Annotated in this window: 11 protein-coding genes; 10 read left to right on the forward strand and 1 reads right to left on the reverse strand. The window is 48.8% G+C overall.

The window, feature by feature from the left end; translation table 11 throughout:
* Positions 1-636: 636 nt before the first annotated feature.
* The 10 genes from C3V36_06305 to C3V36_06350 all read left to right on the forward strand — a co-directional run bounded on the left by C3V36_06305 (position 637) and on the right by C3V36_06350 (position 11,341).
* Positions 637-3,300 carry a cell division protein FtsK gene (locus C3V36_06305; protein ID AVM70462.1) on the forward strand — a complete coding sequence of 888 codons (2,664 nt, stop codon included), beginning with the start codon at positions 637-639 and terminating at the stop codon, positions 3,298-3,300.
* 221 nt (positions 3,301-3,521) lie between these two features.
* A complete protein-coding gene (locus C3V36_06310; protein ID AVM68882.1) occupies positions 3,522-4,382 on the forward strand; it encodes a hypothetical protein in 861 nt (286 codons plus the stop codon).
* A 36-nt stretch (positions 4,383-4,418) separates the two neighbouring features.
* Positions 4,419-6,086: a formate--tetrahydrofolate ligase gene (locus C3V36_06315; GenBank protein ID AVM68883.1), complete on the forward strand. Its 1,668-nt coding sequence runs from the start codon at positions 4,419-4,421 to the stop codon at positions 6,084-6,086.
* A gap of 249 nt (positions 6,087-6,335) precedes the next feature.
* Complete coding sequence (locus tag C3V36_06320) at positions 6,336-7,196, forward strand: bifunctional methylenetetrahydrofolate dehydrogenase/methenyltetrahydrofolate cyclohydrolase FolD (GenBank protein AVM68884.1); 861 nt, start codon at positions 6,336-6,338, stop codon at positions 7,194-7,196.
* Between the two features lie 257 nt (positions 7,197-7,453).
* On the forward strand, positions 7,454-8,782 hold the full coding sequence (gene rimO, locus C3V36_06325) for a 30S ribosomal protein S12 methylthiotransferase RimO (GenBank protein ID AVM70463.1): 1,329 nt from the start codon (positions 7,454-7,456) through the stop codon (positions 8,780-8,782).
* Positions 8,766-9,305, forward strand: coding sequence for a CDP-diacylglycerol--glycerol-3-phosphate 3-phosphatidyltransferase (gene pgsA / locus C3V36_06330; GenBank protein ID AVM68885.1), 540 nt, complete (start codon positions 8,766-8,768; stop codon positions 9,303-9,305). The genes rimO and pgsA overlap by 17 nt, the downstream gene beginning before the upstream one ends.
* A gap of 132 nt (positions 9,306-9,437) precedes the next feature.
* A complete protein-coding gene (locus C3V36_06335; protein ID AVM68886.1) occupies positions 9,438-9,788 on the forward strand; it encodes a hypothetical protein in 351 nt (116 codons plus the stop codon).
* Positions 9,658-9,924 carry a hypothetical protein gene (locus C3V36_06340; protein AVM68887.1) on the forward strand — a complete coding sequence of 89 codons (267 nt, stop codon included), beginning with the start codon at positions 9,658-9,660 and terminating at the stop codon, positions 9,922-9,924. The genes C3V36_06335 and C3V36_06340 overlap by 131 nt, the downstream gene beginning before the upstream one ends.
* A 683-nt stretch (positions 9,925-10,607) precedes the next feature.
* Positions 10,608-10,934, forward strand: a complete 327-nt coding sequence (locus tag C3V36_06345) for a nucleotide pyrophosphohydrolase (GenBank protein AVM68888.1) — start codon at positions 10,608-10,610, stop codon at positions 10,932-10,934.
* Between the two features lie 227 nt (positions 10,935-11,161).
* Positions 11,162-11,341, forward strand: a complete 180-nt coding sequence (locus tag C3V36_06350) for a hypothetical protein (protein ID AVM68889.1) — start codon at positions 11,162-11,164, stop codon at positions 11,339-11,341.
* On the opposite strand, the gene C3V36_06355 is transcribed toward C3V36_06350, so the two are convergent.
* On the reverse strand, positions 11,310-11,561 hold the full coding sequence (locus C3V36_06355; GenBank protein AVM68890.1) for a type II toxin-antitoxin system RelE/ParE family toxin: 252 nt from the start codon (positions 11,559-11,561) through the stop codon (positions 11,310-11,312). The two genes, C3V36_06350 and C3V36_06355, sit on opposite strands and share 32 nt — an antisense overlap.
* Between the last annotated feature and the right edge of the window lie 75 nt (positions 11,562-11,636).

The following is an 11,636-nucleotide window of genomic DNA, read 5'->3' on the forward strand; positions in this document are numbered from 1 at the left end:
GTAAAAGGCGTTTACCCTATGGCACATACGGGTATTATGCAGACGCGGGCAGAAGCGCGGAGTAAATACAAAGTAAAGGGTAAAAAGCATTTTAGCTGGAACATGATTTGAGTTAAAAAAGTTTAAGGTGGGAAGACAATGGCAAATCAGCGGAAAAATAGTGGAAGTAGGGAAGAACGGCCAAAGACGGTAACTCTGCCGCGGAAAAATGCCGGAAAAACAGCGGCTAAACGGACACCGGCCGCCAAACGGCGGACGCGGCAAATGCCGGTCAAGCAGTATGAGGCAATTATGCTGGCGCTGATGGGGCTGGCGGTATTGCTGGCGATTGCTGTTTATTTTAAAAGCAGCGGTCGGCTGCTGAGTGCATTTGCTTATTTTTTATTCGGTTTGACCGGAGTTACGGCGTATTTGCTGCCGGTGGTTATTTTTGTGGCGGCGCTGTTTAAAGCCTTTAATCAGGGCAATCAAAGATTGGACGATAAAATTAAGCTGGTCAGTTCGGCCCTCTTGATTTTGTCTGCTTTTGTGCATATTTTGTCCGTCCGGCAACCGCAAATCAACCTGACGATTGGCGGTGAATACTTGTTTTTTCCTGCACTGGCCAATTATTTTCGGGTGTCGGGGCGCTACCGAATGAGCGGCGGCTTTATCGGCGGTCTGTTTGGCGACTGCCTTTTGCTGCTGCTGGGCCGGTGGGGCGGAATTGTTTTTTTGCTGGTGCTGTTCGGCCTGACTTTATTGGTTTTGACCGAAGTCAGTCTGGTTCAGGTTTTGACGTTGATCAAGCGGCTAGTGCAGGCGGTTTATGCCCGGATTAAGCGGGGAATCGCAGAGCGCCGGCAGGCGGCTCAGGCCAGGGCCGAGGGTAGTCAGGACTGGGAGCAAAGTATTATTGAGGCGGAGCTGGCGGAACGCCGGGCAGCGGGGCAAGAAGAAACTGCCGGCTCTCTTGACGTTCCGGCGGATAAGAAAAAGAAGAAAAAACGCTCCTTTATTGATGTAAGACTTTTTGACCGGGAGGAAGCGCTGGAGGATGCGCCGGATGAGTTTTCATCGGCAGCCGGTCAGGCGGCTAAAGCGGATGAAGCGGACAGTGCTTTGCCGGAAAACCAGGATTTAGAGGCGGGCAGCGGCCAAAACCGGCCGGAGTCGGAAAGACCGGAATATGTCGAAGAAATTGCCGCCCAATTAGCGGCGGAAACGGTAGCTGGGGCGGCGGAAACCGTGCAGCCGCCAGATAAGCAAGAGGTACCGAAAACAGAAGAAGCATCGGATATGCCAAAAACGCAGGAAATCCAGGCGGCGGCGGGGGCAGCGGAGCAAAACCGCAATGCAGGGAGTAGCCGGTCAGCCGGTCAAGCGCAGGAAGCGGGAGAAACAGCAGACAACCGAGCGCAGACGGGAAATAGCCAAAAACCGGTGAAAACCTCCGCTGAAAACAGTTCCAAGGCAGGGGAAATTGCCGGTTCAGAGCAGGCGGAGGGCAATGCGCAGCAGGCGATTCAGGCGGAATTGGAGTTAAGTCAACCGACGCGAAGTTATTTCTTCCCGCCGCTGGAGATGTTAAAGGAACCAAAGCCGGCCGCGACCGGAGAAAGCGGCTTGATCGAAAACAATGTCCGCAAGCTGGAGGAAACTCTGCATAGCTTTGGTGTCAGTGCCAAGGTGATTAATGTCAGTCAGGGTCCAACGGTGACGCGCTATGAGATTCAGCCGGCGCAGGGAGTTAAGGTCAGCCGGATTGTCAATTTGGCGGACGATATTGCCTTAAACTTGGCGGCTGCCGGAATCCGAATGGAAGCGCCGATTCCGGGCAAATCCGCCATCGGGATTGAAGTGCCGAACCGGGAAGCGGGCTCGGTTATGCTGCGGGAAGTCATTGATTCGCCCGAATTTCAAAGGTCAAGCACCAAGCTGTCCTTTGGTCTGGGTAAGGACATTACCGGCCGGGTACTGGTCACGGATATCGGTAAAATGCCGCATTTACTGATTGCCGGCGCAACCGGCTCGGGCAAATCGGTGTGTATCAATACTTTGATTGTGTCGCTCCTTTATAAAGCCAAGCCCGAGGAAGTCAGGCTTCTAATGATTGACCCGAAAGTGGTGGAACTGTCGATTTACAACGGGATTCCGCATTTGCTGATTCCGGTGGTAACGGATGCGAAAAAAGCGGCCGGAGCGTTAAACTGGGCTGTTCAGGAAATGAATGACCGCTATAAATTATTTGCTGCCGCCGGAGTGCGCGATTTAAAGGGCTACAATCAGGCAGTGGAGGAAAAAGGCGACACGCCCAAGCTCCCGCAGATTGTGATTATTGTTGATGAGTTGGCGGATTTGATGATGGTGGCCTCCAATGAAGTTGAGGATGCGATTTGCCGGCTGGCGCAAATGGCCAGAGCGGCCGGTCTGCATTTGATTATTGCGACCCAAAGACCGTCGGTTGATGTTATCACCGGTTTGATTAAAGCCAATGTACCGAGCCGGATTGCCTTTAATGTGTCGTCCGGTACTGATTCTCGAACAATTATTGATATGAACGGAGCGGAAAAGCTTCTGGGCAAGGGCGATATGCTCTTTTATCCGGTCGGCTATCCGAAGCCCGTGCGGATTCAGGGGGCGTTTATTTCCGACCATGAGGTGGAAAATATCGTTGAATATTTAAAAACGCAGCAGCAGACGCAATACAACCAAAAAGTGATGAATCATTTAAACCGGGCGGACGATACGGCGGCCGGAAGTGATAATAAAGATGATTTGGATGAATTGTTTGCCGATGCCTTGGAATTGGTGGTCGATAAGGAAAGAGCATCGGCTTCGATGCTGCAAAGATATTTCCGGATTGGTTTTAACCGGGCGGCTCGGCTGCTTGACCAACTGACCGAAGCGGGTTATGTCGGCGAGGAGCAGGGCTCCAAGCCCAGAGAGGTGCTGCTCACCCGGCGGGAATGGCAGCAGCTAAAGGATAAGGCCGATGCAGCTGACAGCCAGACAAGAGATGCCGGCTTATCAGAGGATAATTTTCATTCGGTGTCGGCGGAAACGCCAAAATTATCGCCATTGGCCGGCGACGGGGTAGCGGAGCAAAGTTCCGGCTCGGTGGTGACGGAAGAAATGCCGCTGACCGCCACAGGGATGGGAGCGGCGGAAGCAGGTGCAGCGGCCGAAGAGGCGTCAGCTATGCCTGCTGCCGGAGAGCGGCCGGAAGCGGAATTTGCCTCGGAATATCAGGAGCAGGAGCCGGAAGAGGTCAATGATGCGATTAACGATATTTGGGAAGAACTGCGCAACAGGGATTAATCTGGTTTTATTCATAACTCAACTTTTCCCTGATTGAAGTGCTGCGCGCTTGGGCGGACGGCCTACCCCTTGTCGGAAGCGCCGCTTTCTGCCCGGGCGGTCTGGCTAAAAAAGACGGTTCTGACGAGCATGGGAAAGCTGAGTTCATAAAATCATGGCATAGAGCGTGAAAATTACGAAAAAATTAGAGTTTCGGTTAGAGGGGAGGATGGCGAAAGGTTATGAGTGGTTTATTAAAAAGACCGTTTGATAAAACAAGCGAAGATTTTGACAAAGAATTTTGCGGAGAAATTGTCGAACTTTTGATTGTTACTTTAAAAGGAGTAAATGGAGCGGCAGTCCTAAAGGATGGATACAACCTGCCGTCGGTTCATTTTGCGGCATCTGTGAATGTGGAAACAAAGGAATTTTCTGACGTTGAGGGACGGCTTGAATGGCTGGTAAGTCCGGAGGAAAAGGAAGAAAAAGGTTGGATTTATCGATTTGAGCCTTATAAAATACACCATATAAAATGCAGGAAAAGACCGGCTATGACATTGGAGCCTTATATGGCAGAAGTAGCGAATAACTGTTATCGCCTGCTGGAATATATGGGGGAGGGTCAATCAGACAGCAGATTGGAGGCGCTGATTGCGGAATACTTAAAGCCGGTTGTAATCAAAGACGCAATAGGTGAATTTACATTAAACAGAGCTTATTCATGGTTTGAGGGAAGCGTTGATTTCAACGGGAACAAAGTTAGTGTGATGCTGGATGCAAATAAAAATGATAAGCTGCCGCCGAAATCTTTTTCTCATTTGAAAAAGTTTATTGAGGATATCGAAAACCGAGATTCTAAAATACGGGAATTTATCGTAAAAGAATTATGGGAAACGGCCGAAGATTGGATAGACTCGGAGGAAGCGGACAGTTTAACAGAAGAGTACTTTTATAATTCCTTATATCTTGGGGAGTTGTCCATCAGCGAGGCAGGAGGATTAACATTATATTATGGGGATGAAAAGGAAATTTTTGCAGGCCATGCGATAGAAATTAGTGCTAAGATAAACGGCGAGATAGAGGGCGCAACATTGGTAGGGTAGTGATAAAAACAGGCTGTAACGCAGAAAGGATAAAACATGCTGAGTGATATTGAAATTGCCGGTCAGGCGAAAAAAGAGGACATTCGGAAAGTGGCGGCAGGACTCGGGATTCAGGAAAGCGAGTTGATTCCCTATGGCTATGATAAGGCCAAACTGTCCGATGAACTGTGGGATAGAGTGAAAGATAATCCGGATGGCAAGCTGATTTTGGTGACAGCAATCAATCCGACTCCGGCCGGAGAGGGCAAGACCACGGTGACGGTCGGTTTGGGACAGGCTTTTCACCGTTTGGGGCAAAAGGCAGTGATTGCGCTGCGTGAGCCATCAATGGGGCCGTGTATGGGCATGAAGGGCGGCGCAGCCGGCGGCGGCTGGTCGCAGGTTATTCCGATGGAGGATATCAATCTGCATTTTACCGGCGATATTCATGCTGTGACCAGCGCCCACAATTTGCTGGCGGCGATGCTGGATAATCATTTGCAGCAGGGAAATGCTCTGCGGATTGACGTCAAGCGGATTGTCTGGAAGCGGGTCATGGATATGAATGACCGGGTGCTGCGCCATATTGCGGTTGGTTTGGGCAGCAAGGGCAATGGCGTTATGCGTGAGGACAGTTTTCAAATCAGCGTTGCCTCCGAGGTGATGGCGATTTTGTGTTTGGCATTGGATATAGACGATTTGAAAGAGCGCCTGCGCCGGATTATTGTGGCATATAGTGTTGACGGCGAGCCGGTCAGAGCCGGCGACCTGAAAGCGGAGGGCGCTATGGCGGCTTTGCTTAAAGATGCGATTAAGCCCAATTTAGTACAGACTTTGGAGAATTCTCCCTGCATTATTCATGGCGGACCGTTTGCCAATATTGCTCACGGCTGCAACAGCGTTCGGGCGACTAAGTATGCCTTGAAGCTGGCCGATTATGTGATTACCGAGGCTGGTTTCGGTGCGGATTTGGGGGCGGAAAAGTTCTTGGATATTAAGTGCCGGGCAGTCGGCTTAAAACCGGCGGCGGTGGTGCTGGTGGCCACGGTCAGAGCCTTGAAATACAATGGCGGCGTCAGCCGGGAAAGCTTGGCTGAGCCGAATGTCGAGGCGCTGCACCGGGGGATTGTTAATTTGGAAAAGCATATCGAAAATATTGGCAAATACGGCGTGCCGGTGGTAGTGACGGTCAATCGCTTTGTAACTGACAGTGAAGAGGAAATTGCCGTGATTGAAAAGGCTTGCCAAAGGCTGGGGGCGGATTTTTGTCCGGCCGAGGTCTGGGCGAAGGGCGGCGCCGGCGGAACGGCGCTGGCCGAAACGCTGATGCGCGTGATGGACAACAAGGCCAGTCACTATCAGCCGCTCTATCCTTTGCTGATGCCGATTGAGGAAAAAGTGGAGCGGATTGCCCGGGAAATTTACGGAGCGGCGGCAGTGTCCTTTTCACCGGCGGCCCAAAATACAATCAAGCAAATCCGGGCGCTGGGCATGGAAGAACTGCCGGTTTGTATTGCCAAAACGCAATACTCTTTGTCGGACGACCCCAAGCAGTTGGGCCGGCCGGAGGGCTTTACCATTACAGTCCGGGAAATCAGTCTTTCTGCCGGGGCGGGTTTTATCGTTTGCCTGACCGGCGATATCATGACTATGCCGGGGTTGCCCAAGCAGCCGGCGGCCGAGCAGATTGATGTAGTGGATGGTCGGATTGTGGGGCTATTCTAAGCGGGAAATTGAAAAAAATTGACTAAAAAGAAACGAATCGGAGCACTCGGCTGATTGGGGATTGCTGGAATGGGATTTTAAGCAGTAAGTCAACTTCCCGTGTTCGTCAAAACAGTCTTTTCGGGCAGATTGCCCGCCTGGACAGAAGTGTGCAGCACTGTGAACAGGGGGAAGCTGGGACAGTAAGCAAGAACGGCAAAAGATCAAGCGCAGCGAAGGAATGAAGCAGAATGCTTGGAAGGAGCGGACATGCAGATTATAGATGGAAAAGCGGTTTCAGAAAAAATACTGACCGAGCTGAAAGCGGAGGTGGAGCAGTGCCTGGCCGCCGGGATTCAGCCGGCTTTGGCGGTGGTTTGGGTGGATGATGACCCGGCCAGCGCGATTTATGTCAGAAACAAGGAAAGAGCCTGCGCCAAGGTTGGGATTCGAGCGGAAACCTATCATTTGCCGGCGGACAGCCGGGAAGATGAGGTATTGGCACTGTTGGAGCGCCTAGATGCGGATCCGGCGATTCATGCGATTTTATTGCAGCTGCCGGTGCCGGAGCATTTAAATAGCGAGCGGCTGTTAGCGGCTATTTCAGCGGAGAAAGATGTGGATGGCTTTCATCCGCAGAATATGGGGAAATTGGCTTTGCAAAAAGCAGCGCTTTCCCCTTGTACGCCGACCGGGGTAATGGAACTTCTGAAGCATTATCAAATACCGGTCGCCGGTCAGGAATGTGTGGTCGTCGGGCGCAGCAATATTGTCGGCAAGCCAATGGCATTGTTGCTTCTAAATGCCCACGGCACGGTTACGATTTGCCATTCTAAAACTCAAAACTTAAAAGAGATTTGCCGGCGGGCGGATATCCTGGTGGCGGCGGTGGGAAAAGCCAAGATGATTACCAGCGACTATATTAAACCGGGGGCAGCAGTGATTGACGTAGGGATTCATCGTTTGCCGGACGGCAAGCTGTGCGGCGATGTGGATGACAGTCTTGGCCACGCGGCGTATTTGACGCCGGTGCCGGGCGGTGTTGGGCCGATGACGATTGCCATGCTGATGAAAAACTGTCTGACCGCAGCACGAGCGCAAAGCGCAAAAAATAGAGCGGATGATAGGTGAAAAGACATTAGATTTGCTTGCTAAAAAATGGGTTCGTCTGCAAAAAAAGACGGTGCCGTTCTGCTTGGCTTTTGGCTGCTGCGGAAATGGAGAATTTTGTTTGAAGCGGAGCTTTCGATCAGGCAGGTTGCCCGCCCGTGCAGAAACGCATAGCGTTTCGACCAGGGGCAGACCACCCGCCCGGGAAGAAAAGTACGTAGTGTTTTGGTAGGGGAAATTGGGTTAATAAAGTAATAGGAGAAAATGTGGAATATAAAATATATGTAGAATCACTGGGCTGTGATAAGAACTTGGTTGATACTGAGGTGATGCTGGGGCGGCTGAGCAAAAAGGGCTGCCGGATTGTGCTTTCGCCCGAGGAAGCGGATATTGCAATCATTAATACCTGCAGTTTTATTCACGACGCAAAAAAGGAAAGTGTCGACTCGATCTTGGCGTTGGCGGAAGAAAAAAAGGCCGGCCGCCTGCCTAAAATTATTGTCACCGGTTGTTTATCGGAACTTTACCGGGAGCAAATCCGCCGGGAGATTCCAGAGGTGGACGGGGTATTGGGTGCGACCAATACCGACCGGATTGAGGAACTGGTTGAGAGCATTATGGCCGGGCAGAGCCGGGAAATTTTTGACAGTCCCGACTATGACGCTGCGGTTTTTTTGGAAAGAATTTCGGAAAGCGGCAAATACTATGGCTTTTTAAAGATTGCCGAGGGCTGCGACAATCACTGCACCTATTGCATTATTCCCAAATTAAGAGGGAAGTTTCGCAGCCGGGAAATGGACAGTTTGGTGGAGGAAACCAAGTATTTAGCAGCGCAGGGCAAGCGGGAGCTGATTTTGGTGGCGCAGGACGTGGGCAAATACGGCGTGGATTTGTATGGCCGGCGGGCGCTGCCCGAACTGCTGGAAAAGCTGGCGGCGGTGGAGGGCATTGACTGGATTCGGCTGCTCTATGTTTACCCGGAAGACGTAACGGACGAGCTGATTGCCGCTATAAAAAAGGGCTATGCCCTGCCGTATTTGGATATGCCTTTGCAGCATGCCGACGATGAGATTTTAAGGAAAATGGCGCGTAAGTCAACAGCGGCTCAGCTGCGGGCACTCGTTGCCAAACTGCGCCGGGAAATTCCGGATATTTGTCTGCGAACTACTTTTATTACCGGTTTTCCGGGAGAAAGCGAAGAAAACTTTGCTAATTTACTGGCGTTTTTGCAGGAAATGAAGTTTGACCGGGTAGGGGTCTTCCCTTATTCCAAGGAAGAGAATACGCCGGCGGCTCGGATGAAGGAGCAGGTACCGGCCCGGCTCAAGAAAAAGCGGCAAAAGGAACTGATGCTGGCTCAACAGGTGATTACCTTTGCCAAAAACGAGGAGCTAATTGGCCGTGAGTTTCGGGTGATGATTGACGCATATTTGCCGCAGGATGGGGTTTATATCGGCCGCACTTACCGGGATGCGCCGGAGGTGGATGGTTATGTGTTTGTCGAAAGCAGACGGGAGCTTTTATCCGGCGATATGGTCAGGGTCAGGATTACCGCGGTCAATGAGTATGACTTGATAGGAGAAGAAATAGATGAACTTAGCGAATAAATTAACGATGTTTCGAATCATTCTGATTCCGTTTTTCCTGTTGGCTTTGTATTTGCTGCCCTTTCCCTGGGGGCGGTATATCGGCGTGGGTCTGTTTATTGTGGCGGCGCTGACCGATTTTGCCGATGGCTATATTGCTCGCAAATATAAGATGATTACTAATTTCGGTAAGTTCATGGATCCGCTGGCCGACAAGATGCTGGTCGGGGCGGCGCTGATTTATTTAACCGAAAGCCAGATTGTGCCGGCCTGGGCAACGGTGGTGATTATCAGCCGGGAATTTTTAATCAGCGGCTTTCGCCTGATTGCCGCAGAAAAGGGGCAGGTCATTGCCGCCGGATTTTGGGGCAAGGTCAAGACTGCTTTTACTTTGGTGGCATTGCCGGTCTTACTCCTGCCGCTGCCGCTGGATCACGCATTTATGCCGACCGTTAATTTGATTTTGATCTTTTTCATGGTGCTGCTGACAGTGCTTTCAGCCGCCGATTATCTGGCTAAGAATAAGGGGGTACTGAAGGAGTAAAAGCGCCGAGCTTGGAGGGGGATTTATGATTAATCTTAGAAAAATTACCTCTCCATTTCCCTTTTTGCTAAAATATTTATAGGAACGTATTATCGGGGATAAAATATTTTAGTATAATGAAAGGAGAAAGCAATGTCCAAAGATAAAAAGCTTAAAACACCCAAAACACAGAAATTAGCGGAAGCGGCGGAAAACCAGAAAAACATTGAACCGGTTGACAATATGTGTTTTACTGTCCGCAATGATTATGCTTTTAAAAAATTATTCGGACGGCCGGAAAATATTATTATTTTGCAGGACTTCTTGTCAGTAGTGCTGGAACTGGATAAGGATGCGTTTAAGAATATCGTGATTGAAAATCCGGCAGTGGGTAGCCTGTTGTGTCAGTATCCATATCTTAGGCGAGGAATTTCCGCTGACAGAAGAACTTCATTCGATTTATCGGGTAATGAATGTAAAAACTTTTCAGCCGTTTTCGGATGATTTGGAGTTTCATTTTTTGGATTTGACCAAGCTAAAAACCACAGAAGATACAGATTTAGAGCGCTGGCTGCGGTTTATTCAAACCGAAGACCAAGCAGTTCGGGAAGAATTGGGAAGGAGGAACGCAGTTATGTAATATGTCAATACGGTTATGAATCAGTTTTACGCGGACAAAAAAGAACGATTGCGATACGAAACGGCGCTTCGCTATGAATCTGACTGAGCGACGCTGCTGGAGGCGGGTATTGATAAGGGGATTCGGATTAGCGAGAAACGGGGCGAATAATGCGGCATCCAACTCGGTGAGAAGCGTGGTCTCCAGTGCGGCGAGAAGCAAGGCCGCCGCAGCGAAAAGCTGCAAACCGCCCGAAATATGAAAGCGGACGGTCTGCTCATTCCGGCGATTATGAAGTACACTGGCTTGACCGCCGAGCAGATTGCAGAGTTATAAGCATTTGAATTAAGGAGCGGAAAAACTGAACCATTATAAAAATAAATAGAAACTAGAATAAAATAGAGCTTGGTCAGACAGCCCATCCTCAAGCAGGCTGTATAATTCATAGCGCCTAATTAGTTGTTCATAGGTTTCAATACTCATTACCGCCAAGTCGCCTTTGCCGTTTTTGGTAATGAAAACAGATAAAGCAAAAACCGAAAAAGAATAACCTGCACCTCAAAGGCCAAATGGTACTATGATAAAAAGATTATAGGAAGATTTGAATGCTGGCAGGAAATCTGACAGTAGGAAAAATACCTTAAAGATGGTATAATATAACAAAAATAGCGAGAAAAATTTGAATTTGGCGGAGGGAACATACGATGTCTGGTTTTAATATGAGTGAGATGCAAGAAATGCAGAAAGCCTTGCAAGATAAATACAAACACAAATGGGAGCCCATTTGCCCTGAAATAGGACAAAACAAACTGCTTTGGATGATCGGAGAAATCGGAGAGGTTATTGATATTGTTAAGAAAAATAGCGGTTTAAAAGCCTCTACTGACGAAGAATTGAGAAAAGACCTCATCGAGGAAATGGCAGATGTTTTGATGTACTACAATGATGTAATGCTTTGCTATGGCATTACCGCAGATGAATTAAAGCAAGCTTATACAGAGAAGTTTGATAAAAATATGAAACGTTGGTAAATCTCGGTTTTCTAACATAAACAATTAAATACAAAGCTATAGCCAGAATAAAACTGCAAATAAAACCATTAAATTCATCAAGCAAGACTTCCTAATTATTTTCAGATTTGGTATAATAAAGGCATTATCCGGCGGGGGAAGTGGGTATTAAGCAAAATCAGCATTGCGCAAATAGAGATGAAAATAAATGGAAACTAGAATAAAACAGAGCTTGGAGGGAAAATATAATGTTTATTTTGGTGCCAATCATTATGATGTTTGTCGGCATTTTACTTTTCCTTAAGGCGAGAAAAATGCCGAAAGAACAAGGACTTAATATCGTTGTGGGGATATGTGCGATTATGCTTGTCATCTTGGGTGCTGTACTATTAAATGCTATCCTCTCGAAAAATCACCTTTCAGGATAGCACTCCAATTGCTTTTGATATATAAAAACCTGATGATACAAATCCGCTCTTCGGAAATAATATAAAAAGCAAGGTAATTATTTACTTTAGCAAAACAGATTCCCCAAGAGGCAAGCAGAGGATCTTTAGCCAAGGGGAACTTTTCTGGAAAATGCGCCAAGGCATTGATTTGGCGCTCCGCTTCGTCCAGCAAATGGTCGGCGGCCTGAGGATTTTTCAGGACAAATACACAGGCTCAATACCAAAAAATATTTTGATATTCTCAAAGCCTGAAAGAGCGGCAAATGCGCAGCAT

It is taken from the genome of Lachnospiraceae bacterium oral taxon 500 (assembly GCA_002999035.1).
GTDB lineage: Bacteria > Bacillota > Clostridia > Lachnospirales > Vallitaleaceae > W11650.

Excerpts from the sequence above, each read along its gene's own strand:
- C3V36_06305 (AVM70462.1), top strand. The coding sequence starts at position 637 with ATGAGCGGCGGCTTTATCGGCGGTCTGTTTGGCGACTGCCTTTTGCTG.
- C3V36_06310 (AVM68882.1), top strand. The coding sequence starts at position 3,522 with ATGAGTGGTTTATTAAAAAGACCGTTTGATAAAACAAGCGAAGATTTT.
- C3V36_06315 (AVM68883.1), top strand. The coding sequence starts at position 4,419 with ATGCTGAGTGATATTGAAATTGCCGGTCAGGCGAAAAAAGAGGACATT.
- C3V36_06320 (AVM68884.1), top strand. The coding sequence starts at position 6,336 with ATGCAGATTATAGATGGAAAAGCGGTTTCAGAAAAAATACTGACCGAG.
- pgsA (AVM68885.1), top strand. The coding sequence starts at position 8,766 with ATGAACTTAGCGAATAAATTAACGATGTTTCGAATCATTCTGATTCCG.
- C3V36_06335 (AVM68886.1), top strand. The coding sequence starts at position 9,438 with ATGTCCAAAGATAAAAAGCTTAAAACACCCAAAACACAGAAATTAGCG.
- C3V36_06345 (AVM68888.1), top strand. The coding sequence starts at position 10,608 with ATGTCTGGTTTTAATATGAGTGAGATGCAAGAAATGCAGAAAGCCTTG.
- C3V36_06350 (AVM68889.1), top strand. The coding sequence starts at position 11,162 with ATGTTTATTTTGGTGCCAATCATTATGATGTTTGTCGGCATTTTACTT.